At 47.2% G+C, this 26,049-nt stretch carries 22 protein-coding genes and 1 pseudogene; 6 read left to right on the forward strand and 17 right to left on the reverse strand.

Going from position 1 to position 26,049, the window contains the following annotated elements:
- Positions 1 to 110: 110 nt before the first annotated feature.
- From J3350_RS00810 to J3350_RS00820, 3 genes and pseudogenes are all read left to right on the forward strand, one after another.
- Positions 111 to 1,112, forward strand: a complete 1,002-nt coding sequence (locus J3350_RS00810) for a virulence RhuM family protein (protein ID WP_207685370.1) — start codon at positions 111 to 113, stop codon at positions 1,110 to 1,112.
- Between the two features lie 20 nt (positions 1,113 to 1,132).
- A complete protein-coding gene (locus J3350_RS00815) occupies positions 1,133 to 2,812 on the forward strand; it encodes a recombinase family protein (RefSeq protein WP_207685371.1) in 1,680 nt (559 codons plus the stop codon).
- Between the two features lie 348 nt (positions 2,813 to 3,160).
- Positions 3,161 to 3,460 (forward strand): annotated as a pseudogene (locus tag J3350_RS00820) (helix-turn-helix domain-containing protein); the annotation flags it as partial.
- A 120-nt stretch (positions 3,461 to 3,580) separates the two neighbouring features.
- Here the strand turns inward: J3350_RS00820 and J3350_RS14115 are convergent.
- The 7 genes from J3350_RS14115 to J3350_RS00855 form a co-directional block, all read right to left on the reverse strand.
- Positions 3,581 to 3,898, reverse strand: coding sequence for a helix-turn-helix domain-containing protein (locus tag J3350_RS14115; protein WP_370569243.1), 318 nt, complete (start codon positions 3,896 to 3,898; stop codon positions 3,581 to 3,583).
- A gap of 112 nt (positions 3,899 to 4,010) precedes the next feature.
- The gene (locus tag J3350_RS00830) at positions 4,011 to 4,967 is read right to left on the reverse strand and encodes a DUF4145 domain-containing protein (protein ID WP_207685372.1); all 957 of its coding nucleotides are present in this window, start codon (positions 4,965 to 4,967) and stop codon (positions 4,011 to 4,013) included.
- 459 nt (positions 4,968 to 5,426) lie between these two features.
- Positions 5,427 to 6,710: a sensor histidine kinase gene (locus tag J3350_RS00835; RefSeq protein ID WP_207685373.1), complete on the reverse strand. Its 1,284-nt coding sequence runs from the start codon at positions 6,708 to 6,710 to the stop codon at positions 5,427 to 5,429.
- A complete protein-coding gene (locus tag J3350_RS00840; protein WP_207685374.1) occupies positions 6,703 to 7,428 on the reverse strand; it encodes a LytTR family DNA-binding domain-containing protein in 726 nt (241 codons plus the stop codon). The genes J3350_RS00835 and J3350_RS00840 overlap by 8 nt, the downstream gene beginning before the upstream one ends.
- Before the next feature lie 69 nt (positions 7,429 to 7,497).
- Complete coding sequence (locus J3350_RS00845; RefSeq protein WP_207685375.1) at positions 7,498 to 8,868, reverse strand: sodium-dependent transporter; 1,371 nt, start codon at positions 8,866 to 8,868, stop codon at positions 7,498 to 7,500.
- Between the two features lie 177 nt (positions 8,869 to 9,045).
- Positions 9,046 to 9,534, reverse strand: a complete 489-nt coding sequence (locus J3350_RS00850; protein ID WP_207685376.1) for a GNAT family N-acetyltransferase — start codon at positions 9,532 to 9,534, stop codon at positions 9,046 to 9,048.
- A 421-nt stretch (positions 9,535 to 9,955) separates the two neighbouring features.
- Positions 9,956 to 12,499 carry a DUF262 domain-containing protein gene (locus J3350_RS00855; protein WP_207685377.1) on the reverse strand — a complete coding sequence of 848 codons (2,544 nt, stop codon included), beginning with the start codon at positions 12,497 to 12,499 and terminating at the stop codon, positions 9,956 to 9,958.
- Between J3350_RS00855 and J3350_RS00860 the strand changes: the two genes are divergently transcribed.
- Positions 12,498 to 12,788, forward strand: coding sequence for a hypothetical protein (locus J3350_RS00860; protein ID WP_207685378.1), 291 nt, complete (start codon positions 12,498 to 12,500; stop codon positions 12,786 to 12,788). The two genes, J3350_RS00855 and J3350_RS00860, sit on opposite strands and share 2 nt — an antisense overlap.
- 416 nt (positions 12,789 to 13,204) lie before the next feature.
- Here the strand turns inward: J3350_RS00860 and J3350_RS00865 are convergent, their stop codons facing one another.
- The 4 genes from J3350_RS00865 to J3350_RS00880 are packed head-to-tail and all read right to left on the reverse strand — an operon-like array spanning position 13,205 to position 19,647.
- Positions 13,205 to 14,710 carry a protein kinase gene (locus J3350_RS00865; RefSeq protein WP_207685379.1) on the reverse strand — a complete coding sequence of 502 codons (1,506 nt, stop codon included), beginning with the start codon at positions 14,708 to 14,710 and terminating at the stop codon, positions 13,205 to 13,207.
- Between the two features lie 43 nt (positions 14,711 to 14,753).
- Entirely contained in the window at positions 14,754 to 16,388 is a 1,635-nt protein-coding gene (locus tag J3350_RS00870; RefSeq protein ID WP_207685380.1) for an N-6 DNA methylase, read from the reverse strand.
- A gap of 2 nt (positions 16,389 to 16,390) precedes the next feature.
- On the reverse strand, positions 16,391 to 19,429 hold the full coding sequence (locus J3350_RS00875; RefSeq protein WP_207685381.1) for an N-6 DNA methylase: 3,039 nt from the start codon (positions 19,427 to 19,429) through the stop codon (positions 16,391 to 16,393).
- Between the two features lie 5 nt (positions 19,430 to 19,434).
- The gene (locus tag J3350_RS00880; protein WP_097774845.1) at positions 19,435 to 19,647 is read right to left on the reverse strand and encodes a helix-turn-helix transcriptional regulator; all 213 of its coding nucleotides are present in this window, start codon (positions 19,645 to 19,647) and stop codon (positions 19,435 to 19,437) included.
- A 362-nt stretch (positions 19,648 to 20,009) separates the two neighbouring features.
- Here J3350_RS00880 and J3350_RS00885 point away from each other — a divergent pair, with 362 nt between their 5' ends.
- Complete coding sequence (locus J3350_RS00885; RefSeq protein ID WP_207685382.1) at positions 20,010 to 20,552, forward strand: hypothetical protein; 543 nt, start codon at positions 20,010 to 20,012, stop codon at positions 20,550 to 20,552.
- A gap of 56 nt (positions 20,553 to 20,608) precedes the next feature.
- Here J3350_RS00885 and J3350_RS00890 read toward each other — a convergent pair whose 3' ends face one another.
- The 6 genes from J3350_RS00890 to J3350_RS00915 form a co-directional block, all read right to left on the reverse strand.
- Positions 20,609 to 21,877 carry a plasmid recombination protein gene (locus J3350_RS00890; RefSeq protein ID WP_242700069.1) on the reverse strand — a complete coding sequence of 423 codons (1,269 nt, stop codon included), beginning with the start codon at positions 21,875 to 21,877 and terminating at the stop codon, positions 20,609 to 20,611.
- A 253-nt stretch (positions 21,878 to 22,130) separates the two neighbouring features.
- On the reverse strand, positions 22,131 to 22,364 hold the full coding sequence (locus J3350_RS00895; protein ID WP_097778380.1) for a complexin-2: 234 nt from the start codon (positions 22,362 to 22,364) through the stop codon (positions 22,131 to 22,133).
- A gap of 85 nt (positions 22,365 to 22,449) precedes the next feature.
- Positions 22,450 to 23,574 carry a helicase RepA family protein gene (locus J3350_RS00900; protein ID WP_207685383.1) on the reverse strand — a complete coding sequence of 375 codons (1,125 nt, stop codon included), beginning with the start codon at positions 23,572 to 23,574 and terminating at the stop codon, positions 22,450 to 22,452.
- Complete coding sequence (locus J3350_RS00905) at positions 23,571 to 23,900, reverse strand: hypothetical protein (protein WP_015538530.1); 330 nt, start codon at positions 23,898 to 23,900, stop codon at positions 23,571 to 23,573. Before J3350_RS00905 ends, J3350_RS00900 begins: the two co-directional genes overlap by 4 nt.
- Entirely contained in the window at positions 23,897 to 24,973 is a 1,077-nt protein-coding gene (locus J3350_RS00910; RefSeq protein ID WP_207685384.1) for a site-specific integrase, read from the reverse strand. The genes J3350_RS00905 and J3350_RS00910 overlap by 4 nt, the downstream gene beginning before the upstream one ends.
- 4 nt (positions 24,974 to 24,977) lie before the next feature.
- Positions 24,978 to 25,163 carry a hypothetical protein gene (locus J3350_RS00915; protein ID WP_015538532.1) on the reverse strand — a complete coding sequence of 62 codons (186 nt, stop codon included), beginning with the start codon at positions 25,161 to 25,163 and terminating at the stop codon, positions 24,978 to 24,980.
- 333 nt (positions 25,164 to 25,496) lie between these two features.
- Between J3350_RS00915 and J3350_RS00920 the strand changes: the two genes are divergently transcribed.
- On the forward strand, positions 25,497 to 26,000 hold the full coding sequence (locus J3350_RS00920; protein WP_097774840.1) for a helix-turn-helix domain-containing protein: 504 nt from the start codon (positions 25,497 to 25,499) through the stop codon (positions 25,998 to 26,000).
- Positions 26,001 to 26,049 lie beyond the last annotated feature (49 nt).

Consider the following 26,049-nt stretch of genomic DNA (forward strand, 5'->3'; position numbering starts at 1 on the left):
TGTTGATACCACCATTGCAGCATGATATAATATTCTTGTAATACTTGTCCCAACACAGTGGTAGGGTCTTCCTCTCCACTGTACTACATACACGGAACGAGGTACTTAAAATGAATCGTCCAGATGACTCTCCTAAAAATTCCATCCTCATTTACACCACAGAAGATGGCCTGACCAAAATTGATACTACCTTTGACGGTGACACCGTCTGGCTTTCCATTGACCAGATGGCTGAGTTGTTCCAACGTGACAAATCCACAATTTCCCGTCACATCAAAAACATTTTTGCAGAGGGTGAGCTTGAACGAGATTCAGTTGTTGCAAAATTTGCAACAACTGCCGCAGACGGAAAGACCTATCAGGTCGAATTCTACAATCTTGACGTCATTATTTCTGTTGGTTATCGTGTCAAATCCAAACGAGGCACACAGTTCCGTATCTGGGCAACTGGCATCCTGAAGGAATATATGCGCAAGGGATTTGCGCTGGATGACGAACGCCTGAAAAATCTGGGCGGCGGTGGATATTTCAAAGAGCTGTTAGAACGCATCCGTGACATCCGTGCTTCCGAAAAAGTGTTTTATCGTCAGGTTCTGGAAATCTATGCAACCAGCATTGACTACGACCCAAAAGCAGAAATCTCCGTCCAGTTCTTCAAAAAAGTCCAGAATAAAATTCATTATGCCATCCACGGTCAGACTGCCGCCGAGGTCATTTACAACCGTGCAGATGCCGAAAAGGAATTTATGGGTCTGACCACTTTTGCAGGAAACCAGCCCACTTTACGAGAAGCTACTATTGCCAAAAACTATCTGAACGAAAAAGAGCTTCGTGCTATGGGGCAGTTGGTTTCCGGTTATCTGGATTTCGCAGAACGTCAGGCAGAACGTGAACAGCCCATGACAATGCAGGATTGGGCAAACCACCTTGACCGCATCCTGACTATGAGCGGTGAACAGTTGCTTATTGGCAATGGCAGCGTTACTCACAAGCAGGCAGTGGACAAGGCTGCTACCGAATATCGGAAATACAAGGCTAAAACCCTCAGCGATGTGGAGCAGGATTACCTGGATTCCATTAAGTTTTTGGAGCAGAAAACAGGCAAGAAATAGCCGTTTTATGAGGTTTTCTTATGTTACAGGAAAAGACAAAGGTTTACATTTACACCCGTGTTTCCACGGCCATGCAGATCGATGGCTATTCACTGGATGCGCAGAAAGCCCGCATGAAAGCCTATGCAGGCTTCAATGACTACCAGATCGTCGGCGAATACGAGGATGCAGGTAAATCGGGCAAATCCATTGAAGGCCGTGCTTCTTTCTGCCGGATGATGGAGGACATCAAATCCGGCAAGGATGGTGTTGCCTATGTGCTGGTGTTCAAGCTCTCCCGTTTTGGCCGCAACGCTGCCGATGTACTGTCTACCCTGCAGGTAATGCAGGATTTTGGTGTGAACCTGATTTGCGTGGAGGATGGCCTTGATTCTTCTAAAGACGCTGGCAAGCTGATGATTTCCGTTTTGTCTGCTGTCGCTGAGATCGAGCGTGAGAACATCCGTGTCCAAACTATGGAAGGTCGTATCCAGAAAGCAAGGGAAGGTCGTTGGAACGGCGGTTTTGCGCCTTATGGCTATCGTTTGGTTGACGGTGTGCTGCAAATCAATGAGGATGAAGCCCCTGCCATTCGCACGATTTTTGAGCAATATGTAAACACCGACACAGGTGCAAATGGTCTTTCCAAATATCTGGAGACCCACGGCTTTCAGAAACTTGCCCGTCAAAATGGCACCTCTCCCCTTTTCAGCGCAACGTTGATTCGTGCCATCCTGAAGAACCCCGTCTACTGCGGAAAAATCGCCTTTGGTCGCCGCAAACTCGAAAAGATTCACGGCACTCGGAACGAATATCATCAGGTTCCACAGGAGAATTATTTACTGGTGGACGGCCTGCACGAGGGCATCGTATCGGAAGAATTGTGGAACGCCGCACAGGTCAAGCTGTTGGCGCAATCCAAACGATACGAACCAGTCAACCGCAGCAAGACGGAACAGGCGCATTTATTATCCGCCCTTGTCAAGTGCCCCATTTGCGGTGCTGGAATGTACAGCAACAAATGCACCAAACGAAAGAAAGATGGCACACCCTATAAATCTTTCTCTTATTACAGTTGCAAGCATCGCAAGATGCAACATGGGCAAAAATGTGATTTCAACAAGCAAATTCAGGAAGAAGTTCTGGACAACGCCGTGGTGGAGGTTATCATCAAACTGGTCAGCAATCCAAAGTTTGCCGCCATGATGCAGGAGAAAATCAACAGCAAAGTAGACACCACTGCCATTGAACAGGAAATTGCCGCCGCCGAAAAAATGCTGCGGCAGTATTACTCCGTCAAGTCCAAAATTATGGAGGAGATCGACACACTTGACCCGGATGACCGCCATTACATCATCCGCAAATCTGACCTTGACGAGCGGCTTTACAGGATGTACGATAAAATCGAGGAAGCCGAAAACAACCTGATGGATGCCCGGGCAAAGAAGCAGGCTATCGAAGCGGATAAAATCACGGGCGATAACATTTACAAAGTTCTCATCTGCTTTGAAAAGCTCTACAATGTGATGAATCCCCTTGAACGCAAAAAGCTGATGGAACATCTGATTTCTGAAATTCAGATCTACCCGGAGCGTCAGTCCAACGGTCAGTGGCTCAAATCCATCAAATTCAGACTGCCCATCGTTGAAAAAGATATCGATCTGTGTTTGGACAACGAAAGTCATACCGAAGCGATAGTTTCTCTACAAAGAGAAATCTAGTGGAAATCATCTGTTTTACGTTGTTTTCTCGTCATGTTGTGTTCGATGGCGAGGGCGATAAATTCCGTAATAAGCGTATTGAGGACTATATCACCGTTTCAGTAGTCATTGATATGGAGTGTGGGAACACAAAAAAATGAATGTTCAGAATGGAAAGGATATCGTGAGAACGGTGTCCTTTCCTCATAGGCTTTGCCGCAGATTTTGAAAAAAGTCTGCGGCTTTTTTCATGCCCAAATTCAGAAAGGAGGCGACGCCATGTACTTTACTTCCGGCCAAGACCGGGCCTTTGAACGGCTGATGCAGGAATAGCCCAGTTTCGATCACTACGACGGCGGCGGGGCGAACGTGCCGGAGGATTGCGGCAGTTGCCGCTTCCATCGCCCGGATTGGAAATATCAATACTGCGTGTATGCAGAGTGTCCCTATCAGCCGGGCAAGCTGACCGCCCTTGCTGCGGTCAAATTCACAGTGAAAGGAGCTGACGATGATATGGCAGTATTCCGCGTGGAGAAGAACAAAGGCTATACGGTGATGTCCAACCACCACCTGCGGAACAAAGCCCTGTCCCTGAAAGCCAAGGGCCTGCTGTCACAAATGCTGTCCTTGCCGGAGGATTGGGACTACATCCTATCCCCCTTAGCAATATCAATAATAACTGGTAAAATTATATCATATTTTAAGTGAAGTCGAAACCAGTGTGTTTAATAAAACGAAAAGCGCCGGGCGCGGGGGCTACATGGCCTCTGCGTCCGGCGCTCTTTTTTCTTATGCCTGCCCCATCGGGAAGTGTGGCAGTTCTTCCAGCAGCTTCAAAATAAGGTGCTGCCTCATATCTTCGTCAACAGTCAGCTCGTCGATCATAGGGGTGTAGTGTTCGATCACCTTTTCTTTGGCCCACTTCTCACCGGCGACGGCGGCCCTGATGGTATCAGTGTCCAGTAACATTTCCTGTTCAGCCATCGTGTCAACTCCTGTCGTTTTTTGTCTTATTCCAGCATACCACAGAACCGGCAGGAAAACCAGCGCCGGAAACATTTTCCCACGCATTTCAAAGCCCGTTCCGACAGGGATTTGATAAATCATTCTGCCACCCCACCGACCAACGCCGAAATGCCTTGATTTCTGTGGGCTTTTTGCCCCCTAAATGCGTAGATGGTTAACCTTGTTATGGGCAAACAAATAATTTCTCACGTTCTCACGAAGGAAAAATATCTTCCAAATTATATATCATTCGAGAAATATCATCTATTTTCAATAACAACCATTCTTCTGTTTGACCAATACTCGAAACTGCTGAAGTTAGGGTGGCTGTAATCAGGTTGCCTTCTTTTAACTTTAGATTTTTTATCATTTCACATTGTGGCAATGTTAAATCAACCACAACTGGATAAGGATTATTTAGATCAATCAATGTCATCTCGTGGAAGTGCTCTGAAATGTCTATTTCGTCAATATAGTAAACTGATACAAAAATCATTTTTTCCACATTGGGGCTAATTTGCAGATTGATGTCTTTTGTTTGATGCAAAATATTTCTATGTTTGTAAAGATATTCTCTTAAATTCGATTTTTTTGCCTTAACAAAATCCGCAATAAGATCTTCCTCGCTTCTATCATCCACTTTAATTGCTAACGGATGTAAGCAAGCTTTGTACTGGACAATCATATCAAAGGCGTGTTGCTCTAACTCGTTTTCGTCTAACTGCTTAAAGGAAATATTGTAGTGCATGCAATCGTTTCGCAATTTTCGAACAGTATGTAGTGCATCTTTTATGTCGCTTGTAATTACTCCGTCTTGATACAACTTGTCTATTCGCTTTTCTTGAGTTTTTACATCTGCAAGTTTATGTTTTGCTACTAAATATCTACAGTATTCTTCGCAAGCAATTCCAACAACTGCAATTGTTCCCGTATAAAAACCAAAACTATATAGTTGCTCTGCTTCTTTCAGCAGATCCAAAAATTTTTCTTCCTGAGGGAGAAATCCAATGTCGCTTAACTTATACCAGCGTTCTACAATCTCCTCTGCGTTTTGAGCGATTTTCTCTTGAACAATACTAATCAAGGCCTTCTTATCTCTGTCTATGTACGCCTGCCGATCAATATCTGGAATGTCAGGATATTTATTTTTGATAAAATCAATATACATCATAACACCTCTCAATTTGCCAAAAACAATAGGATTATTTTTATTATATGTTGTTTGAATGTTGCACTAATTTCTTGACTTGCGATAAAAGACCGGAGCCTCTTTGACAAGGGCTCCGGCCTGATCTCAAACAAAAAAGTCCCATCCGAAGCTCTCATCGCTGCTGCCTCTCTGCTCCGGCACCCCGTTCCCACACAACGATGCCGGAAGAAGCAGCATTTGGAAGAGTCTCTATGAACAGCAACCCCCCGATCCCCGTCAAGAGCTTCGTCAGGACTTTTACCAGACAAGGCCGCCTGCACCGCCACACGCTCTGCGGTGCCGCATGAACCCGTTCCGCGCTTCCGGATCGCTCCCCGGCCGCAATGCGCCGTTCTTGGCCCTCTGCCTTATTCCTGCCTAAATTATAGCAAATATTCACCCAATTTTCACGCAAAATGTCATATTCTGCGGGGGAGGATGTCATATTCTGTGCACCGGCACCGAACAGGTGAACCGGAACCATTTATCCCGGCAGCTGATGGCGTACTCTCCCTGATACTTGCGGAGCACATCCGTCACATTCCACAGGCCGATACCGTGGCCCGGCTCCTTTTTGGTGCTGCGCGGGAGCTGACCGTCCGGCAGGTCCAGATCCTCCCGGACCCGGTTGCGAACGGACAGCAGCAGTTCCTCCTCCGTTTTCCGCATCCGGAAATAGACTTCCGGCGGGTCGGCTTGGGCGGCAGCGTCGATGGCGTTGTTGAGCAGGTTGGAGACGACCATCACAAGGTCGGTCTTTTCGAGCGGAATCGCCCGCAGGTCGGGCAGGTCAAAGTAGAGCATGACCCCCTTGCAGGTGGCCTCCTCGTATTTTTTGCTCAGCAGCGCATCCAGCAGCGGGTTGTGCGTGTTCATAATGGTGGTATGGGCCGCGATGATCTTTGTGACCGTGGCAAGGTACGCCTTGGCTTCCTCGTATTCGCCCTGTTGCAGCAAGAGCGTCAGCGCCTCGATGTGGTTGGTGAACTCGTGGGTCAGGCGGCGCTGGGTGGTGTAGGAGTCCATCAGCGCTTCAGCCCGCTCTCGCTCCAGCGCCGTCTGCACATGAAGCTCCTGCTGCCGGGCCATCTGCTGATTGAACATCTGAACGATGTACATGTGGAGGAGCACCGCCACCGTCAGGCCCAGCGTCAGCAGCAGCATGAGGGAGTCGGCGGGTTCGTCCTTCACCGAGATCATCAGGACCACGTTCAGCACCACAACGATGCCGGGAAAAAAGGACATGACCAGCGCCTGCGGGGATTCGAGCGCCCGCTCATCCTTCCACTGGTGCGAGAAATAGGCCACCACCACGCCCACGATGAGGTTCGTGAGCGTCATGGTCACCAGACATCCGGGCCGCTGCCAGACCACCTGAAGCGACGTTCCGGTCACCCAGGAGACCACATAGCGGACCGTGTTTTCGGAGAGCAGGCACATGGTGCCGTTGATGAGGGCGGCGGTCAGCTTCTGGGGCAGCGTCCCGCCGAACAGCAGGGTGGACAGCAGCACATAGCCCACATTGTACCAGACGGTCTCCAGCGTGAAAAAGCCGATCTGGAAGATCAGACTGAACGCCAGCATCCCGGCTACCAGAACAACGCTCCAGAACCCGACATGCTTCACCCGCCCTTTGCCGAGGTAAGCGCGATCCACCAGCAGGAAGGCGGCCCACTGCGACACGCAGACCATGTGCCCGATGAAGAACCAGGATATCTCATTCATCGCCAAACTGCCCCTTCCATTCCAGATAGGTCTCCCGGATGGCCGCATAGCCGTTCCGGCTGACGCTCAGTTCCACCCCGTTGCGCATCGTGACCTTGTACCCGCTGATCTGGCGGATGTAGCGCATGTTGACCACATCGCTCCGCCCCACTCGCAGAAAGCCGTTCTCGAACAGCGCCTGCGGCAGATCGGTCAGCTTGCCGTAATAGGAGCAGAGCGGCTGATGCGGCACATCCCCATAGACATTGACCTTGCGCAGGTCACTTTCCAGGCAGTAGATGCTGTCGTAGGGCAACTCGATGCTGGTGCGGTTCTGCCGGATGGTCAGCACCTTGCGGCTGCGGGCGATCTTTTCGTGGAAGAGCGCCTCCAGGCAGCTGGGCAGCATCCGTTCCAGGTCCCGTTTGAGGATGTACCGGAACGCCTGGACTGTGTAGCCCTCCGGGGCAAATTCCAGATAGGCCGAAATGTAGATCAGGCGGATCTCCGGGCTGCGCTCCCGCAGCTGACGCCCCAGCGAGATGCCGTTCATGGTATCCAGATCCACATCCAGCAGCGCCACCTGATACAGTTCCAGATCCGGCACGGCCAATGCTTCTTCGCCGCTGGTGCAGACCACGATCTCCGCCGGGATCTCCCGCTGGCCGAGACAGGCCCGGACCAGCTGCTCCACCCGTGCGGCAAACCGCGCGTCGTCATCACAGATCAACATGTGCATGGTCGGTGTCCCCTTCTTTTGAAAAAAGCGGGCTCCCCGATGCGAAGAGTCCGCCCTTTCGAATGTACATTACGCAAAGAATTTGTCGTAGAGGCCGAAGGCAAAGATGAACAGAACGATCAGCGGCAGACCATAGGTCAGATAGCCGCGCATCCAGTCCTGCATCTTGGGGCCTTCGCCGGTGTTGACTTCCTGTTTGTAGTTCTTCCAGCCCCAGCCGCAACGGGAAACGCAGAACAGCAGATAGACCAGCGAGCCCAGCGGCAGGAACAGATTGCTGACGAGGAAGTCCTCAAAATCCAGCACCGCACCGCCGAAGACTGCAAAGCCGTCCCAGCTCCACACATTGTACCCCAGCACACAGGGCATGGACAGCGCCGCGATGAGGAACAGGTTCACAAGGCTGGACTTTTTGCGGGAGCAGCCGGTCAGCTCCATGCCGCAGCAGATGATGTTCTCGAAGACGGCCAGCACGGTGGAAAGCGCCGCAAAGGCCATGAACAGGAAAAACAGGCTGCCCCACAGCCGGCCCATCGCCATGTTGGCGAAGATGTTGGGCAGGGTGATGAAGATCAGGCTGGGACCGGCGGTCTGGTCCACACCGTAGGTGAAGCAGGCCGGGAAGATGATGAGGCCAGCCGTGATGGCCACGAAGGTATCCAGCGCCACGATGCGGATGGACTCGCCCAGCAAAGCGTGTTCCTTGCCGATGTAGCTGCCGAAGATGGACATGGCACCGATGCCAAGGCTCAGGGTGAAGAAAGCCTGATTCATGGCACCCACCAGCGTATTGACCACACCGACTTCTTTCATGCGGGCAAAGTCCGGCACGAGATAGAAGCGCAGGCCCTCCTTAGCGCCGGGCATGAATAGACTGTTGACGGCCAGAATGACCATGATGACGAGCAGAGCGATCATCATGACCTTGGTCACCCGCTCCAGACCATTCTGCAGGCCCTTGGCACAGACCAGGATGCCGAACGCCACCACGAAGATCATCCAGAACGCCATGATGCCGGGGCTTGCCAGCATCTCGCTGAAGGCATTTGATACCTGGTCTGCATTCAGACCGGCCAGCTTTCCGGTGGCAGTCATGTAAAAATAGTGCAGCATCCAGCCTGCAACGGTGGTGTAGAACATCATCAGCAGATAACAGCCGATGAGGGTGAAATAGCCGTGGATGTGCCACTTCTGGCCCGGCTTTTCCAGCGCCTGATAGGCGCGCACCGGGCTTTTGCGGCTGGCGCGGCCCACTGCAAACTCCATGGTCATAATGGGCAGGCCCAGAATGATGAGGAACAGCAGATAGAACAGCACGAAGGCACCGCCGCCGCCCTGCCCCGCCATATAGGGGAATTTCCAGACGTTTCCGATGCCGATGGCACAGCCCGCCGAGAGCAGGATGAAGCCCAGCCGCGATTTTAGGGTCTCACGTTCCATGATAAAATGTTCTCCTCTGTAATCCATTTGCCCCGGTCTGCCTTTTGCAGCTTGCAACCGGGCACAACAGAATTATTATATCACAGTTTTCCTCCATTGGGGAGGAGTCGCATGACGTTTCAGAAGAGAAAAAGATTCATTTTTGACCGTTCTAAAAGGAGCGGAATTTGATAGCATTCAGAACGTCAGCCGCATCTGATACCATGTCACGCCGCCGTGCGCAGACCCGGAAACGCCCTCGTTGACAAAGCCGAATCGGGCGTAATAATGCACCAGTTTGTCCTTGCAGGTGAGCACAAGGCCCTTTCTTCCCTGCTGTTTTGCCGCTGCAATGGCCGTTTCCAGCAATTGCCCGGCCAGGCCGCGCCGCCGGTATTCCGGCAGCGTGTTGACCCCAAAGATCATCTGCCATGCACCGTTTTCGTTGTGGAGCGAGGCATCTGCGTACATTGCATCGGTCAGGTCTGCCGCGTCCGTGACCATGCCGTCCACAAAGGCTGCGAGTGTTTCGTCCTCCCACAGGAGCCAGAAATGGTCCCCATAATACCGCAGCCGCTCGGCAAATTCTGCACGGGACGCTGCCTCTGCCGCCGGGAAGCACTCTGCCTCCACCGCTGCAATGGCGTCGAGATCCTGCTCGACTGCGGTTCGAATCGTTTGTGCCATGGTTTTTTTCTCCCTTTCTCATGCTGTGCCGTCCGAGCCGTTTCCGGTCGGGCTGGCGGTGGTGGTCGATCATCCGCAGCCCGCGCTGAATGGCGGGACGTCGCAGCGGAACACATTATGACTGCTAAAATCATAGCATACGCCGCGCAACTTATCAAGGCCCGCTAGATGCACAAGCCCCCGCCAACACCTGCTGACGGGGGCTTGTGATTGATTTTTGTGAAACGTTATTCGAGCTCGGTAGGTTTGTTTCAAAACTAAACAAATTTGTTTGGTGCATCTGTTCTTGGATGTTCACTTTTCCATGAGATTGCCGTGGTAGATGTGGCTTGCTGATTTTTTGGTATCAGGATAGTATCACACAACCAGCGGGATCTCTGTGAGTATTATAACGTATTTACGTTCAGGATGCAACCGTCTTTTAGGAATTCCACTTTGACTGAATCGGTGCTTCAAAGTTATGGATTTCTTCAAGGCACTTGTCCAATTGACTCATAATGACTTCTTCCGTGTCGTTCTCACTGTTAGCAAAAACCGTTGATTTGAAGAACAGCCGATAGCCTTGTGTCAGCTTTCCGCCATCCGTCAGTTCTGCCATTCTCAAAAATGCAGTCCGCATCTCATCTGTAATACCCTTGCAGTAGAAATAGAGCTGCACATACAGTTCGTTCTTAAAGTTCGTGATCTCATAGAAATAGTAATTGCTCGTTCTCCAGGGGCTAAGCACATCCTTGTTTGTAGGTATCGCCTGATTCAGAAACGGTGTTGTAAAGCGGACATACCGACCTTCACAGGTATCTGCATCAAATTCAATCCTTCCAGCTTCTGCCTGCTTCTCGCACCACTTTTGCGCCATCGCCAGACGGTTAATACCTGTTCCAATATTGCTGGGCCGAGCACTGTAAACAAAATCCTCTTCCAAATCAAGGTCATATTTCTTCAGAAGTGCCTTGATAAAGCAGATGCAGTCATACGCAGAATATCCAGTACTGATGTAAATATCGCTGTCATTTTTCAGCTTTACCGCATTTCGGATAGCGTCCTTATCGTAAGCAAATACGGGATTTTGCCACGCTGGGAATACTTCCAGACTTCGCGCCATACGATCAATAATGCTGCTGTTCAAGTTGTACAGCTTACCAGCCACTGAGCGAACCATAAGAGCAAAGCTATCCACATTGACCCTTTCACCTAGCAGCTCGTAATAGTTCACCCACTTATAGGTTGCATTATGTGGGTCAGCCACTGTATACAGTTGATAACGTGGGTCAGAAAAGTCGATTTTCGTTGTGGGAAGTTCAATAGGAAATAGTTTTAATACCTTCTTGGACAACCGCTCCGAACGAGCCTCTATTGTCTGTGCATTCCACTCTGTCTTGTCCTTCACATCACTATAAAGAACAGTCACATGAGTGTTTTTATCTGACAGCATATCGAGTTTTTCTGCAAAAGGCAAATCACCCAGTTCACTATTATAGCCCGTCAGCGTCAAATTGCCCAATGTGTGCAGATACCGCTCTCGCACCAGTTCCCAATCACTGCCGAGCATTTTCTGCCATGCAGTCGATAGATTCTTGTTCTGCGGCATGATATGCTCGATGGTCAGAGCATCTGTCTTAATTTGCTCTTTTCCCTGATTTTCGATTGCCACAAGCAGATACTTACACAGCGCGTTCTTCCGATAAAGATTACGTTCTTTCAATGCTACTACGAACTCCGCATCGCTGGGCATCACATCCTTAGATGTCAGCTGCAGCAGGAAGGACACAATAGCATCATAGTAATTGTTCTTATTTTCCGGTCGATTGAACACACGTCCATAAAGAGTCTTATATAAGCCACGCAGCGAGTTCGAACCCACTTCACAAATCAAGCGGCGGATACTGTAATTCAGCAGCAGTCGTAGAACCTTGCAGAGCGTTTCATCATCGATCACACCAGCCTCAAAGTCGTCAAACACGCTGAACAAAAAAATGTACACTGTCGTCTGGTTCAGTTTCCTTATGCTGTCGAGAAACTGATTAGCTTCATTGCTCAAGTGTAACTTGTCACCGCAATAGAAAGCATGGTACTGCTGCGCATAGTGTAAAATTTCACCCAGCATGGTTTCGTTGGTGTAACGTCCCCGCACATAGAGTGCCTTAAAGTCATCATAGGCGGTACTCTCTTTGGTGAATCCATCCATTTTGAAGTTCAGATAATCAAGAAAAAATCCCTCCAACTGGTCTCTGGACAGTATCTGCTCAGCCTTCAACCAGTAGCTTTCATACAGCCTATCCTGATCAACCTCTGTCATCAACACAAAGTTGCGAATTTTATCCGATAAGCTCAGCGGTATACCAGTCGAGTTAATTCTCTCAAAGATTTCCTGCGCATTATCGTTATCATCAAGTTGAATCACAGCTACTGTCAGCAACCCTATCCCACGGTAAATATCAGAAACCGTTATGCCTTCAGCCTGTTTTCCTCTTATCAAATCGCAGAAGTGTTCATAATTTCGATAAATTTCGCAGGTTGTGTCAATTTTGTCGTGTTTGTCATAAATCAAATCCAACAGCTGGTCATTGTTATCTTTTGCTGGTTTCAATTTCATCTTGCTCGTTTCATCTAGCTGAAACTGATTGTACTGGTCAGTGTTAAAGATTGCCCCCTGTGGCAGCATCTTCTCGCTATCGTTTTGAGCCATGTCGGACAGGGCTTTGAGCAAAATATAGATTGTTGTCAACCGCTGTTGTCCATCAATTACGATGTTATTCCCAATGCCTTTCGTTGGTGCAATCGGCTTAAAAACGATTGAACCACAAAAATGCAGCTGATTTCTCTGCCCAGCTGTCACAACATCCTCGAACAGCTTATCGCACTGCTCCCAAGACCATTCATAGTTTCTTTGATATACAGGTATCTTATACTGTCTTCCGTTCTGTCCTAAAAAGTTTGCGATGATGCTTCCTTGGTAGATAAACATGATTTATCCTCCAGATATTTTCCTGCTTCTATTTTCTTTGGTTATCAGTATACCAAATCCTTCTATCTCTTTCAATCTTTTGGTTTTAAATGCTATCGAACTTGGGTACTCTATTGTTCTGGTAGCCAAGCGAATCGGCGATACTGTTCCCGTCGTCATGCGGACCTATGCCCATTTGTACCCTAACAAGCAGCAGGAGCTTGTGTCGAAGCTGGAGGCCATCGGCTCCCCCACTTCTAACAACGATGACTCTGATTTGATGTCACTCGGCCAGGCCGAAAACAGGTGATGTCACGGCCCGTTTTGTGATGTCACGATGTCAAAAAAGCCCCGGAAAGTTTCGATTTCTCGTTGCTTTCCGGGGCTTTCAAATTATTCTTCGATAATAAACCGTGCTACCATTTTCCTGCACATCCAGCAAGTGCTTTTTGCCGCAGGTGATGTCAAAGTGATGTCATTCTTCCAAAATTCATCGCTTTTCGGTCGTAGACACGTTTTATTTTCTCGTATTCCATTATTCGAGCTCGGTAAGTCTTAATTATTACTAAGCAAATTTGTTTAGTAAGACTATCCTTGAATGTTTACTTTTTCATGAGATTGCTGTGCTAGATGTGCCTTGATGATTTTTTAGTATCAGGATAGTATCACACAACCAGCGGGATCTCTGTGAATATTATACTTGGTTTTGAAAGAATGTTCAAGTGTCTATTGACTAATCATTTCTTCTAGGATCGGTTCTATCCCTGACGAGATCAATCCATCCACCATTCGCTGCGCACAATAGCGATTGACATCCCATGCAATGAACCTCAAAATATTAGCTGCGATTTCTTTCACAAGGTATGAAAAAGTAGCTCCTATAACGGTCGCTGAGAACTGTGCAAAAGGATCGTATGCCTGAAATACCCTTCCGCAAATATCTCTATAGGATTTGTCTATGCTTTGAATAATATGCTGTGCATTATCTTCACTCACGTGCATATACGCCAAAAGAGCTCTATCAAATCCATTTGTTTCTTCATAGATGTTTTTGGAAATTTCCATATCTGATAACATACTCAAGTAATTTTCTACTTCTTCGTCATAGACTCCGGCTCGCATCTTCTCCTCTGCGTGCTTTTTCGTATTGACATCCTTCTGATATTGTAATGCCTTTTCAAAAAAGGCTGATAATTGTGTAGCATCAGCATATCGGTACACTGCATCGCTACTAGTAGCTTTCTCCGTAACATTACGAAAAGCATGATGTGAATCACTAGGATTTCCCGTCATGATAAAGTTAATTATACGTCCAAGGGAATACACATCGCTTCTTTTATCTGCATCCCTTAACATCATAAATTGCTCTGGGGCACAATACAAATACTGTCCGACCTCCTTCGTATGTAGCGTTTGATGTGATGTGAAAACATTCAAATCTTTTCCAAGTCCAAAGTCCGCTATTTTTAAGTGCCCTGATATAATAAAGATATTATTCGGACTTAAATCCCTGTGGATAATGTCCTTTTTGTGTACATCTGACATTATATAAAGAATTTGTCTGATGCATATAACTTTTGATTCTTCTGTCAGCGCATTTACTTTAACGTAAGTCTCAAGTGTCATCTCCGCAGGCTCCATAGTATAGGAGCAGTCATTCTCATCAAAGTTATATACTTCAATCACACCGAATCCTGCGAGCTTTTTTGTAATAGCAAATTCTCTTTTGAATCTGCTTCTTATTCCTTTATCGGTAATAAAATCATCTTTCAACCGCTTTTTTATCAAGCCTGTTGATTTTTGCCTATAAACATTTGCAAATCCACCGCTTCCTATTAAAACCAAATCCGTATTCTCTGAAACAAGGTTATAGTGGCCATTAGATTTTGTAATCGCGTATTGATCTTTCTTTATAATATTGTTCAGCTCATTTAGGATATCTTGAGATCTACTAGCCGCATCTACTGCTGTAAGATTTTGTTCACTCATTAAATATTCTTTGCTAAGTATAATATCGAGAAATTTCTGAATCACACCCCCATTCAGAAAACCTACCAGCTTATTATACACATAAATCCATCTGGATGGGAAACCACTTTCATATTTATCATTCGCTGAAAAATATGTGTTGAAAAAACTCACCAATTTGGGGCCAGACTTATACGCAAATTTCTCTCCTGTATCACCGCAGAAAAGATGTGAAATCTTTTGGAGCGAATCTTCGCTAATCATTTCACTCTCCCCTTTCTAATCCATACCACATTTATTATAACTTTTATGATTTCCTCTTCCTATTTTTTCGGGCCATTCTCCTATCACGCATCTTATTCCATATACTATGCAATAGGGCAATCTCATACTGAGTCAGTCCAAGCCCCTCACGAAGCAAAACACCATCAGTATATTCTAGTATCTTGTCGATTTCGCCTTTTCGTTGCCAGCCGTCAATTTTAGACAAATCCAGCTGCTCAGCCCCCCTCATCGGAATTCTAAATTTCCGCATTTCACCGGGTTCAAACGTAAGAACACCACCGCCATAACTTCTTCCAAGTGTTTCGCTTAAAGCAAACGTATAGGTGTTCAAAAATGCTGCTGCGACACACTCTCCCTGAACTCCCTGCAAGAATCTTACCTTGTGCAAAGTATCTGTCACAAGTGCATTCTTCTTATTCAAAATCATTCTTGGATATAAATGAGCCTGCCGAATCAGAAAAGCGTCTGCATCCCATGTAGATGACACATAATACCATTTAGGCCTAATGCGGCATTTATAGTTCTTGTTGTAGCCGTTTTCTTCGCCGTATTCGATGTACTTCTTCTGTTCTTCCGTTAATTCATCAACTTCTTCATTTCCCGGAGCAAAGAAAAACACTTTCTTTCCGGCATCGATGAGGCAATCGAAATCTTTCTCTGTAAGTTGAACACCTTTAAGCTGTTCGGAGCGACTGATAATCGGCAAAACTGTAGATTCCAAATTATGCTCTGCAACCACTGATCGATTCAAAATAAAAAAATCATTTTCACCACTTACAAGTCCTACATTTACTTCATACAAATCCGTGGCATTAGAGATTCTTGAATCATGATCCAGTTTTTTTAGCAGTTGTAATTCTTCATTTGTTAAATAATATTTGACCCATTTATCTTTGCCGGTATCCAACTGCTTTTGCTCAGCAGTATCCAAGCACTTCTGTCCTTGAGAAATCAAATCCTCTATATTATTCAATTCTACGATGCGTATTCTGTGCTTTTCACATCCTCGTTCGCCTAGTAAAAGAACCACTTCCTGCTGAATATCATCAAATACCAACTGTTTGAAAGTTATAATAGTCAATCTATCAAAAAAGCCGCTAAGAAATTGCCGTGCTTCCGCAGCATAATCCACTTGAAACAGTTCCGCAGGAATCACCATGCCAAGTCGACCATTCGGTTTTAGAGCATTACACGAAAGAAGTAGAAACGGAAGCCAAATGTTTGTCAACCGATTAGGTTTAAAGCCATATTTGTTCATTAGTGTAAATGCTATTTCACGATATTCCTCATTAAAATTCTGATACCGAATGAATGGCGGATTGCCAACTATCGCATCAAATTTTTTCTTATCGTCCACAACTTCCCTGAAGTACGAAAAGAAATCTTTGCATACTACCGTTGTACCATACTGTGCAGCCTTTTCAGCCTCAACACTATCAAGTTCAACGCCAATAACATTTTTCTTGACCTCTTGCCTTGTCGCTCCCAGTATTTTTAAGCGGTGTGTAATTGCATTCAAAAAACTTCCATCTCCACAGCTAGGTTCCAAAACGGTGTCTGCCGGTGCTTGAACTGCCCAATCTGTAATAAATTCAGAAATTTTGTCAGGTGTATAATACCCTCCTCTCAGCTTATTGTAGCCTTCAATTGGTTTCATGTTTATTCCTCATCATTCTGGTGTTGAACCTGATAGAGTGCATCAATTGCACTGTTCAAATCATTGTTTACTGCTGTAATGGAGCGTTCGATCACTGCCCTCTGCGCTGCATTTGGCGCCACCTCTAACTGTTGTTTCAGTGTCATAATAGTTTGAACGTGCTCCACAATTTCTCGATGCTTTTCAGCCTCGGTAGGATTATTAAAGTCAATCTTGTAAATTGGCAATGTTTCAATGAACTGTTTGCCATGAGAATAATAATCTCCCCTAAATTTACTTGCCTTGCTCTTTACAAGGCGTTCAATAAACCAATGATTTAGAATCGCTTGAATATAAAAGATAGATTCCTGTGCTGCCGGTTTCATTTCTAGTCCATAAAACGGGCCATTTCCTCCACCAGTAAACGCTATTAAATCGTTGTCATAAACATAGTGTGGACCTAAGGCCATTGTTGGCCATACAAGATGTTCACCTGAGAAAAAGCGCCGAATGCTTTGACTTCTGCCAAACTGGTACCAATTATTTTCGTTTTGTCTCTGTAGTTTTCGATGTTCCAAATCGTTTCGAAATTCCTGAAGATATGCCAGTGCATAGGGGTAAAGCCGTCTCATTTCTTCTAAAGTATAAAGTTTAGGCTTTCCTCCAACCATTTTATACGGGAATAAAATGTAACAATTCGCCTTAATCTTCTCATAGCTAGTCAGCTTAGTTTTTTCAGCGTCATAAATTCCCTTGCGAAGAATCGACTTTTCAATTTTAAAAGCTCTCTGATTTTTATCATGTGCATAAACAAAATCATTATCCTCCGAATCGGCATAGATAATATAGATCTCATCCGCACTTGTTTGCAACCCAACAAATATATCTGCCACACTTTTAAGTTTTACACAATTGGGTTCTATTTGATTAAGATGATCTATTACATTTTGAGGTAAAAAGGCCCATGGCTGACTCGAAAGATACCCAGAGCGATATTCTAAATAATCTGCGCTTCGCTCAAATAAAAACCTATTCACATCTTTCACAAAAGCTATTTTAAAGTTTTCTTGCTGCCTTTTCGCCAGCACCAAAATGCATGTATATGTCGTCCTACTCTTAAAGAGTTGGAATGTTCCAAAATGCACAATTTTCTCAACGTGAGCATTTTCCGAAAGTAGTTCTCTCAGTTTTTGACCCGCTTGAATATTCATAAATTTGTGTGGAACAATATATCCTATCATTCCATCTGCATTTAAAAGAGAAAGACTTCTTTCAATAAACAAATAATACTTGTCCAACGTCTCAGACTTAGCAGTTCTATATTGCGAAATATGGCTCTTATAAAATTCATATTCTTCCCCGGCATACTGCACCATATTCTGCACTCGAATATATGGTGGATTTCCAATGATTGCATCAAATCCTCTATCGCCAAATTCCGAATGCCAGTCGAACATCTTAATTTTGTTCATTAGAGAAATGTCAGTATAAACAGCACGGTTTAACTGTGCATATGTCCCGTCCACAAGACTATTACCATTTTTAATGTTTTCGTCCAAATTGGGAAGTATTTTATTATGTGTATGCTGATGATATGCTTCTAGTTCTTCTAAAGTCGAACCCTCAAGCACTTTTAAAAGCAAACTAAATTTTGAGACTTCAACCGCAAGAGGATCTATATCAACACCAAAAATATTATTTTTCAGAATTTTCCTTTTTATCTCATAAGACAGATGATAATTGGTACTGCCCGGAAGCTGATAAACATCGCCGTGATGCACCGCATCTTCAAGATTATTTGACTGATAGAACTCAATATAGTAATTACAAATATATTCAAACGCTGACAAAAGAAAATTGCCCGCTCCACAGCATATATCAGCAATACGGTATTCAGAAACCTTATCCAGTGTTTTGTTTGTATACAATGGTTGTAATGTTTCTTCAACGATAATATCTGTAATGTTTTTCGGAGTGTTAACCGCGCCTTGAGAATCCACAACTTCTGGCTTTTCCTTCGTGACAACATGGCCATCTGGCTGAACTTCCAACTTTTCATCTAAGAAGAGCTCGTATATCTGTCCAATAATGTATGGCTCAATAACACCAAACTCATACGAGTTGTTTGGATAATATAGACTCTGAAAAATTTCGATGAGCACTCCATCAGAAACAATAAGCCTATCTTCATCCAATAATTCAAACAGCCCAGAATCATACTTCCGATCTGCCGTTTCAAACATAGTTTTTAATTCTTGATACGTTGTAATATTTCGTAAGGACTCGTAGTTTTCTAGACATCTATCCTCACAAATTCGAAGAAAAATAGTTCGATTAAGAATCCTCTGAACAAAAATATTCAGTGTTTCGTTATCGACATCCGGATTATTTTGGAGTATATCTTCACCAAGTGCATTTCGCCAGCTTTTGATCTGGCTTAAAAAATACTGATCAAACGGCTCTCTCCGAACTGCCCTACGAATATTTTCAAATCGATTTTCAAATTCTCCCGTTAATGCAGCTTCTTTCGAAAGCAAATTGTAAATTTCTTCAAATCTTTCTATATACTCATCAAAGTGGTAATGTGCGATCATCGCCACCCCGATGCCATCTCCTTCTCGTGGACGAATAGAACAGTCATAAATATATAAATCTGTAAAATTTGTTAATACCGATATTTTTAAGTTGCCACTCCATCCATATCGGCGCAACTGAAAAGCTGGTGCAGAATCCACTGTAATATTCACAGCAGGTTTCTTTGTTTCAAGAAAAAACAAAACCTCTGTGCCTACCTTAAACGAATAATCTGGCTTTTTACTGCGATGGACTCCATCTTCTTCTACCACAACTGTTGCTTCATGCGTCACCTCACGTAGATGTTGTGGCAGCCCCCTCTCATTATCCACATCCCAGCCAAGAATATGAAAGAACCGATTCACAAAGTCTACTCGCACTTGTGTTTCATTATAGGTAGCACATTGAAACTGCTGGTAATCATTACTATATCTGTGCACGAGTTCACTAACTTGAGCGGTAAGTTCAGCCATCATTTTCGGTGTCATCTTGTTCATTTCTCCTTTTTCAATTCAAAGTCAACAATATCGCTTATGTTACACTGTAGGGTTGAACAAATCTTATACAAGCTTTCCATCGAGATAAATTCGTTTTTTCCCATTTTTGCAAGCACATTAAAACTAATACCAGCAGCATCCTTTAGCTCTGTCCTATTCATTTTCTTATCAATTAACAGCTTCCAAAGCTTATCATAAGAAACAGACATTGCAAATTCTCCATTCTCAATTAACTCTTGCTTAATTATAACATCAACCGACTTCGTTCACAACCGAAATCTCATCAAATCATGAGAAACACTCATCAAAGAGCTTGTTTCCGTTAAACCGAACTATCCGTAAATCCCGGATAGTTACCTGATTGCCTGAGTTATCAAGTAACACTTAACAACTGCTCTGAACTCTTCGGAATTTCCGAAAAGTTGTACTTTTCTCGTTTTCCAGAAATCTCAATGAAGTTTTCTGTTGCATTTTTCGTCGAAATAGTGTACACTCTTCCCATCTCGTCCACTGTCTGTATCTCGGACGGAGTTTCGTATCGTCAAACACCTGTGAACTGAGAGGAAAGCCAATGAAAGCGAAAAAGACCAAACTGCCCGAAAATCTGTATCATTACACCAGCCTCATCAAGTATCGGATGATTCTTGCAACTGGGAAACTGCTTCTGACACCTTCCAATCTGAAATATGACAACGCCACGCTCCATGACGAACCACTCTTTTTTAATGGGCAGAAAATTGGTTATAAATCCGTTGACAAATATGAAAGCTATCACCCTGTCGTCTGGCTGACTGCCAATGACCATGCTGGTGCCAAAAATACCGGCCTGTCCAACGACAAAATCATGTGCCGCATTACCATCAGGACCAATGGTAAAATCTGGCGGTATCTGCCTTGGCGCACTTTCTACGACAAGTACAACGCTGACCGCAGCGTTTCCTCAACCCTCAAACAAACCGCTAATGACTACCTGAACTGGTATGTCTGTGAATCTGAGATTCCAGTTGCGGACTTTGCAAAGGTCGAGTTTCTAGCTGAAGATGGCACCTACAAAGACGAGAAAGACATTCCCGGCTTTGCTCTGACGGATATTGCCCCGGAGCTTTTTGAGTAAAATATCACTTATATGTACAGACCCCCGCCAACTCCGCTGGCGGGGGTCTGCTATGCTTACAGTTCTACGCTGTTCTGCCTGTTCTTCTTCTGGCTTCTATCCGCGGTCTGCTCCTGCTCCCTCATAATTCCAATGACCTGCTGCATCTTCTCGGCACCGAAATAGTTCCATACTCGCCTGAAATCACGTTTCATCGCATAGAGCTGCGAATTCTCAGCTTTTACCTGTTCCAGCTGCTGGCTCAAATGGCGGGTAGCCTTCTTCTCGTCCTGATAGAAATACTGGAACTTATCCCGTTCGTTCTTAACCTCCCAGTACTTCCGATGGAGGGCAAAGAGTACCTTCACCAACTTCTGGATCAGCGGCATGGCCTTCTTCTCCCGATAGTTCTTGGCGGTCTCAAACGTGGCTGCTTCCGGCACCCATTCCTCCGGCCGCTGGGAGTACTGCGCTGACAGGTTTTCCAGCCCCTCCATGATGGGAGCCAGCTTGTTCAGCTTCTGGCTCTGCTTCTGGTAGGTCAGCTCTGCTTTCTGTACCCGCTGTTCAGCGGCTTCTACGGCTGTCTGCGCTGTTTCCAGCTGTTCCTGCATCTCGGTCAGGTCGGTCTGGCACTCCTGCTTGGCAGCTTCCAGAGCCGCTACCTCTTTACTACGCTCCTGCTTTTTGAAGTCCAGCACAGACAGGTGCTCTTCGTGGGTGCCTTTCTGTTCCCACTCGATGCCGTGCCGCTCCATCACGGCAGCAAGCTGCTCTTTCTCGGCGTTGATCCACTGGTTCAGTTCGGATTCTCGCTTGGAGCCGCCTGCAAAACCCAAGGCCTTCAGAGCCTGCTTCAGGGAGACCTTGGTGTCCAGTCCTTTGCCCTTCCAGCCGGACACATACGGCACGAAGTCGATGTGCAGATGGGGCGTAGCTTCATCCATGTGGAGGAATGCTCCGAACACCCGCAGTGTTGGGTTCCGCTCTTGGAAGCCCTGCATATACTCGTCCAGCAGTTCCTTTGCCAGTGCGCCGTTCTCGGTCAGGACGCCCATATCATCTTTGTTGCCGATCTGGACGATCAACTCATGGAAGAGCTTTTCCTGCTTGCCTGTCCGCAGGTGCTCATAGTAGTCGTTGATACAGCGGTCCTTGCGCTTCTGCTTGGCGTTGTAGCGGTTCGCTGCCTCATCAAAAAGTTCGTGGTACACCTTCTGAATCGGTTCATCCCGATACACAACATTCAGGCTGCTGCGCTCCGGGTCTACGTTTTCAGCGGTGAAACTTCTCCGGTTATGGTTGAGGGAGCCGGGACCCCGCATTGCGGAAATAGTTCTTTTCAATCGCACGTCCTTTCTCTGTGGAAGTAACTGGTGCCGGACACGGCATAGGCTTTGTTACTTTCGTCGAAAGTAACGCAAAAGCACTTTTGACAGACGTTCCGTCCATCAAAAGATGCCTTTGCGCCCTGCCGGGGGCCTCCGTCTGCGGACGGGGTTTCGCTGCATCTCGCCGCTGCCCGGTCCAACTCCACCTTCCTGCGTGATTGCATTCACAGGAGCGTGACACGCTCCTGTCCTCTGCCAATAGAGGAACTCACCAGCGGAAGCTTTCTGGCACGCCTCGCCGGTCCAGATACTCCTGCCGAGCCTGCTCCCGCTGTTCCTCGGTGGGTGCTGTCTTGTACTGGGCATACAGCTCATGCCGCAGCATCGCATCCAGTTTTTGCTCCAAGCCCTGTTCAATGACCTCTTCGTACTCATTTTCGCCACTCAAATGATAATGCAGCAAGGCGACGAAAAGTTCCTGCGAAATCTGCACATTTTTCATCGTTATCACCATCCCGTGTCGGTTGTGTCGATTGTGACGGTATTTTACATAGTAGCAAAAATATCGTCACAACCGTCACGAATCGTCACGCCCCAGAATTTTCCAGCGTTAATTTGACTACCCTGCCCTCATGGGTGCGCCTGCTTTCGTACCGAATTCCATAATCGTTGTAGAGCCTGTCGGCACTCACGTTCAGCTTCCGGGTCAGGATGTTTGCCTGTATGCTCACACCCGACAGCCGTTCCAGCAGTTCCGTGGGCGTACCACTCCACTCCGGCTGTTCCGGGGTGAGCACCTTTGCCACCGCTTCCAGAAGCGGGTCGGGCGGCAGTTTCCAGAGTTCCGTTTCGGCTCCTTGGAACTCCCACACGCAGCGCTCCCGGTTGAATTCCAACGTCAACTCCTGATCCGGCTGGTCACGCCCCACGATGTCCAGTAGTGCGGTGTTGTCCGTACGCCGCTTCTTCTGCATGATGAACGCGCCATCCGCTGCACCCAACAGACCGTTGGTGCCGGAGATCATATCAAAGCTGTCCTCGGCTTCCATCTTCCGGGTGTGATGAACCACCAGCAGGCAGATGCCGTACCTGTCGCTGAAAGTTTTCAGTTTGGTCACGATCTCGTAGTCGCTGGCGTAGCTGTATCGGTCACCGCCGATCTCTCGCACCTTCTGCAGGGTGTCGATGATGATGAGCCGTACATCCGGGTGCTCCCGGATGAAGCCTTCCAACTGCTGGTCAAGTCCCTCGCTCACGGACTTGGCTTGTGTTGCGAAGTAGAGATTGCTGGTCTCCTCTACCCCGAACATCCGGGAGAGCCGCCGCTGCAACCGGGCGTAATCGTCCTCCAACGCCAGATAGAGGACGGTGCCTTGATGCACCTCGTACTCCCACAGCGGAAGCCCCATCGCCACATGGTAGGCAAGCTGCCCCATGAAGAAGGACTTACCCACCTTGGGCGCACCTACAAAGAGGTAGGTGCCGCTGTACAGCAGGTCGTTCACGATGGGTCTCCGGGGTGGATATACCGTGTCATACAGTTCGGTCATTGATACCGTATTCAGCCCGAAATTGTTTGACTTTTTCGCGGCTTGCAGATTGATTTGCTTGTCCGAATTTGTTATAATATTGGTGGTAATTTTATCAGACGACTGTACCGCATCTGCGCCAACAGATGCACCCGGTACGGTCGTTTTTCTATTGTCTGTCATTCGCATTCCTCCTTAAGTCCGTTCAACGTCAGAGCCACCATTTGCAGGGTCTCCAGCAAGTCCGGCGGAACTTCTTCATCCACGGCCAGCCGCTGCAATTCCTGATAGATCAGCTTCATCTGGTCTCGCAAGGCTTTGTAGACCCTTGGGTTGCCTACCACGGTGATCTCCCGGTCGGTCAAGCGGCGGATGATATACTCCTGTTTGGTCAGCCCGGAGAGCTTTACTTTGGCTTCCAGAACCTCGTCCTCTTCCGGGGACATTCGGAAGGCTACCACCTTGTTCCGCCAGCGGCCTTGCTGGTCGAGTACTCGTTCCATCTTCATCCCTCCTTTCGCTCCATGTCCAGCTTCTGCGCCATCTCCTGCTGCTTTGAGGGAAAGAGGTGGGCGTACTTATAGGTGATGTCCACGCTCTCATGCCCCACCCGGTCTGCGATTGCCAGAGCCGAGAAGCCCATCTCGATCAACAGTGATACATGGGAGTGCCGCAGGTCGTGGATTCGTATCCGCTTTACCCCGGCTTCCTTGGCTCCCCTGTCCATCTCGTGGTGCAGGTAGCTCTTGGTCACCTCAAAGATCCGCTGGTCTGGCTGGACTTTGTAGAGGGATTTCAGGTAATCCCTGATCTCGTCCGTCAGAAACTGTGGCATCTGGATGACCCGGACGCTCTTGGGCGTTTTCGGGTCAGTGATCACATCCCGGCCTTTCAGCCTTTGATAAGATTTGGTGATGGAGAGCAGCCCCTTGTCCAAGTCGAAGTCTGCCGGGGTCAGAGCCAGCAGCTCGCCCTCCCGGATGCCACACCAGTAGAGGACTTCAAAGGCGTAGTAGGATTGCGGCTTGTCCATCATGACCTCTGCGAACTTGAGGTACTCCTCCTTCGTCCAAAAGAGCATTTCCTTGTGCTTTTCTGACCCCATGCACCCGGCTGTGGCTGCTGCATTTGATTTCAGCCCATAGAACCGGACGGCGTGGTTCAGAATGGCACTGAGTTGTCCATGCAGCGTCTTGAGGTAGGTCGGCGAGTAGGCCTTGCCGTTTTTGTCCCGGTAGTTCAGCATCTCGTTCTGCCATGCAATCACATCCCGTGGCTTTATCTCGCTGAGCCGCTTTTCTTTGAAATACGGTAAGATTTTCGTTCGGATGATATGCTCCTTGGTAAACCATGTGTTTTCCCGGAGTCGCTTCTTTTTGTCCGTGATATAAATTTCCACAAAGGCTTCAAATGTCATGGTCAGGTCTGCCGCCTGTTGAAGAAGGAACTCCCGCTCCCACGCCAGAGCATCCTTCTTGGTGGCAAATCCCCGTTTCAGCTTCTTCTGCTTCACACCTTGCCAGTTCTCGAAGTAGAAGGAAGCGTACCATGTGCCCTGCCTGTTGTCCTTGTAGGCTGGCATCCTATCACTCCTCCCCTGCCCCGTAGATCTTCTCCTGATAGTACCTCCTGCTTACCCGGCCTCCCACGGTCGTGTAGCCCTTGGCTCTCAGTTCCTCGTTCCACTGGGCGATCATTTTGTACGCCAGCCCCTGCGAGATGTCCAGCTCCTTTGCCAGCTCGTCTGCCTTGATAAAAATGCTGTTTGCCATTTTTTGTCCTTTCCTTGTCGGTTTCATTTCGGTGCCGCTTCATCCTCGCTGACTTCCGGCAGGCATATCCCCTTTGCGGTGCTGTGCCGTCCCCTTGTGGAGCGCTCGCTTCCTTTCGGAAGGTCTTGGCGGTTTGGATCAGTTTGGCGGTCATTCAATTTTACTAAGCATTTTTGCTTATCTTTTTGTGCTTTCATTATACTAAACACATTCCGTTAAGTCAAGAGGTTTTCAGGTAAAATCTTAAACTTTTTTGTTTATTTTCTATTGCACCTCCTATTTTTCTGTGCTATACTAGGTTCAACAAATATGTTTAAGTCAGGAGGCAATCGCATGGCAGTCGGTGACCGCATCAAACGTGCCCGCAACCTCCGAGGTATGACCCAGAAAGAACTGGGCATTGCCATCGGGTTTGAGGAGAAGAGCGCAGACATCCGTATCGCACAATACGAAAGCAACACCCGCACTCCCAAGGAAGAGCTGCTCCGCAAGATTGCGGAGGTACTGGACGTGAACTACCGTTCCCTCTATGAGCCGACCTTGTACGCCGCAGAGGATGTGATGTACACCCTGTTCGAACTGGATGAGCACTACCCCGGCACCCGGCTCTATGAGGTCACAGACACCACCGACCCGGATCTCCCGGAAAAGCACATGGCAGTCAGCTTCCGCTATCGCCTGCTGGATGATTTCCTGAAGGAGTGGCAGCTCCGTAAGAAGCAGCTCCGGGAGGGCGAGATCACCAAGGAAGAGTATCTGGAATGGAAGCTCAACTGGCCACAGACCGCCGACGGCTGCGGCCGGTACGAGCCGAAGAAAAAGTGGCGTAAAGAATAAAAGACACAAAAATGCCCTCTGAAAAACTTACCGTTTCTCAGAGGGCATT

It is taken from the genome of Faecalibacterium sp. Marseille-Q3530 (assembly GCF_017377625.1).
Classification (GTDB): domain Bacteria; phylum Bacillota; class Clostridia; order Oscillospirales; family Ruminococcaceae; genus Faecalibacterium; species Faecalibacterium prausnitzii_E.

Excerpts from the sequence above, each read along its gene's own strand:
- J3350_RS00810 (WP_207685370.1), top strand. The coding sequence starts at position 111 with ATGAATCGTCCAGATGACTCTCCTAAAAATTCCATCCTCATTTACACC.
- J3350_RS00815 (WP_207685371.1), top strand. The coding sequence starts at position 1,133 with ATGTTACAGGAAAAGACAAAGGTTTACATTTACACCCGTGTTTCCACG.
- J3350_RS14115 (WP_370569243.1), bottom strand. The coding sequence starts at position 3,898 with ATGATTTATCAAATCCCTGTCGGAACGGGCTTTGAAATGCGTGGGAAA.
- J3350_RS00830 (WP_207685372.1), bottom strand. The coding sequence starts at position 4,967 with ATGATGTATATTGATTTTATCAAAAATAAATATCCTGACATTCCAGAT.
- J3350_RS00835 (WP_207685373.1), bottom strand. The coding sequence starts at position 6,710 with ATGAATGAGATATCCTGGTTCTTCATCGGGCACATGGTCTGCGTGTCG.
- J3350_RS00840 (WP_207685374.1), bottom strand. The coding sequence starts at position 7,428 with ATGCACATGTTGATCTGTGATGACGACGCGCGGTTTGCCGCACGGGTG.
- J3350_RS00845 (WP_207685375.1), bottom strand. The coding sequence starts at position 8,868 with ATGGAACGTGAGACCCTAAAATCGCGGCTGGGCTTCATCCTGCTCTCG.
- J3350_RS00850 (WP_207685376.1), bottom strand. The coding sequence starts at position 9,534 with ATGGCACAAACGATTCGAACCGCAGTCGAGCAGGATCTCGACGCCATT.
- J3350_RS00860 (WP_207685378.1), top strand. The coding sequence starts at position 12,498 with ATGATTTATCCTCCAGATATTTTCCTGCTTCTATTTTCTTTGGTTATC.
- J3350_RS00855 (WP_207685377.1), bottom strand. The coding sequence starts at position 12,499 with ATGTTTATCTACCAAGGAAGCATCATCGCAAACTTTTTAGGACAGAAC.
- J3350_RS00865 (WP_207685379.1), bottom strand. The coding sequence starts at position 14,710 with ATGATTAGCGAAGATTCGCTCCAAAAGATTTCACATCTTTTCTGCGGT.
- J3350_RS00870 (WP_207685380.1), bottom strand. The coding sequence starts at position 16,388 with ATGAAACCAATTGAAGGCTACAATAAGCTGAGAGGAGGGTATTATACA.
- J3350_RS00875 (WP_207685381.1), bottom strand. The coding sequence starts at position 19,429 with ATGACACCGAAAATGATGGCTGAACTTACCGCTCAAGTTAGTGAACTC.
- J3350_RS00880 (WP_097774845.1), bottom strand. The coding sequence starts at position 19,647 with ATGTCTGTTTCTTATGATAAGCTTTGGAAGCTGTTAATTGATAAGAAA.
- J3350_RS00885 (WP_207685382.1), top strand. The coding sequence starts at position 20,010 with ATGAAAGCGAAAAAGACCAAACTGCCCGAAAATCTGTATCATTACACC.
- J3350_RS00895 (WP_097778380.1), bottom strand. The coding sequence starts at position 22,364 with ATGAAAAATGTGCAGATTTCGCAGGAACTTTTCGTCGCCTTGCTGCAT.
- J3350_RS00900 (WP_207685383.1), bottom strand. The coding sequence starts at position 23,574 with ATGACAGACAATAGAAAAACGACCGTACCGGGTGCATCTGTTGGCGCA.
- J3350_RS00905 (WP_015538530.1), bottom strand. The coding sequence starts at position 23,900 with ATGAAGATGGAACGAGTACTCGACCAGCAAGGCCGCTGGCGGAACAAG.
- J3350_RS00910 (WP_207685384.1), bottom strand. The coding sequence starts at position 24,973 with ATGCCAGCCTACAAGGACAACAGGCAGGGCACATGGTACGCTTCCTTC.
- J3350_RS00915 (WP_015538532.1), bottom strand. The coding sequence starts at position 25,163 with ATGGCAAACAGCATTTTTATCAAGGCAGACGAGCTGGCAAAGGAGCTG.
- J3350_RS00920 (WP_097774840.1), top strand. The coding sequence starts at position 25,497 with ATGGCAGTCGGTGACCGCATCAAACGTGCCCGCAACCTCCGAGGTATG.